The sequence below is a fragment of the Streptomyces sp. NPDC018045 genome, assembly GCF_044327445.1.
Classification (GTDB): domain Bacteria; phylum Actinomycetota; class Actinomycetes; order Streptomycetales; family Streptomycetaceae; genus Streptomyces.
On sequence record NZ_JBIRFL010000090.1, the window covers coordinates 1 to 1104 of the forward strand.

2 protein-coding genes and 1 pseudogene are annotated in these 1104 nt (G+C 70.3%); all 3 read left to right on the forward strand.

Features of this window, described 5'->3' with window-relative positions; all coding sequences use genetic code 11:
• Positions 1-123 (forward strand): annotated as a pseudogene (locus ACH4EB_RS38725) (roadblock/LC7 domain-containing protein); the annotation flags it as partial.
• An 84-nt stretch (positions 124-207) separates the two neighbouring features.
• Positions 208-828 carry a DUF742 domain-containing protein gene (locus ACH4EB_RS38730; protein ID WP_398353243.1) on the forward strand — a complete coding sequence of 207 codons (621 nt, stop codon included), beginning with the start codon at positions 208-210 and terminating at the stop codon, positions 826-828.
• On the forward strand, positions 809-1104 hold a 296-nt coding region (locus ACH4EB_RS38735; protein WP_398106419.1), incomplete at its 3' end, for a GTP-binding protein. The genes ACH4EB_RS38730 and ACH4EB_RS38735, both read left to right, overlap by 20 nt.

Genomic DNA, 1104 nt, shown 5'->3' on the forward strand with positions numbered 1-1104 from the left:
CTGGCGCACCCCGAGTGCGACATCGGCCTCGTCGGTTACGAGATGGCCCTGCTGGTCGACCGCGCGGGCACCGTGCTGACGCCCGACCTGCGCGCGGAACTGCAGGGCAGCCTTCTCAACTAGCAGACAGGCAGTGCGTTTCCCGCCACCGCGCCATAGGGTGCGGTGGCGCGACCGGCGTCAGATTGGCAAGTTGAAGGAGGAAACGTGGCAACGCCCCCGAGCGGATACCCGTACGGTCCCGGACAGCAGTCCGAGCCACAGGGCGAGCACCATCACAACCGCTTCAACTTCCCTTCCGCGCCCAGCCACCGGCGGCAGCCGCCGCAGCAGCAGCCCCGGCAGCCGTACCAGCAGCAGCCGTACGACTCCCGGCAGCCGTACGAGCAGCCGTCGCCGTACGACCAGCCGCGGGCGCCCCGCGTCCAGCCGGTGCAGCCGCAGCAGCGGCGCGCGCCCGGGCCGTCGGCTCCCACCGGGGGCGTGCACAACCCGCTCGTGCGCCCGTACGCGATGACCGGGGGACGGACCCGGCCGCGCTACCAGCTCGCCATCGAGGCGCTGGTCAGCACGACCGCCGACCCGGCCAGGCTGCAGGGCCAACTGCCGGAGCACCAGCGCATCTGCCACCTCTGCCGCGAGATCAAATCAGTGGCCGAGATCTCGGCCCTCCTCTCCATCCCCCTCGGCGTCGCCCGAATCCTCGTCGCCGACCTGGCGGAGGCCGGGCTCGTCGCCATTCATCAGCCCGGCGGGGACGAGACCGCCGGCGGACAGCCAGATGTGACACTGCTCGAAAGGGTGCTCAGTGGACTTCGCAAGCTCTAGCGGTGCAGCCCGCTCCACCACCTCCGCGAAGATCGTGGTGGCGGGCGGCTTCGGCGTGGGCAAGACCACGTTCGTCGGGGCCGTCTCAGAGATCAACCCGCTGCGCACCGAAGCCGTGATGACCTCGGCGTCGGCCGGCATCGACGACCTCACGCACGCGCCGGACAAGACCACGACGACCGTGGCGATGGACTTCGGCCGGATCACCCTGGACCAGGACCTGATCCTCTACCTGTTCGGCACCCCCGGACAGGACCGCTTCTGGTTCATGTGGGA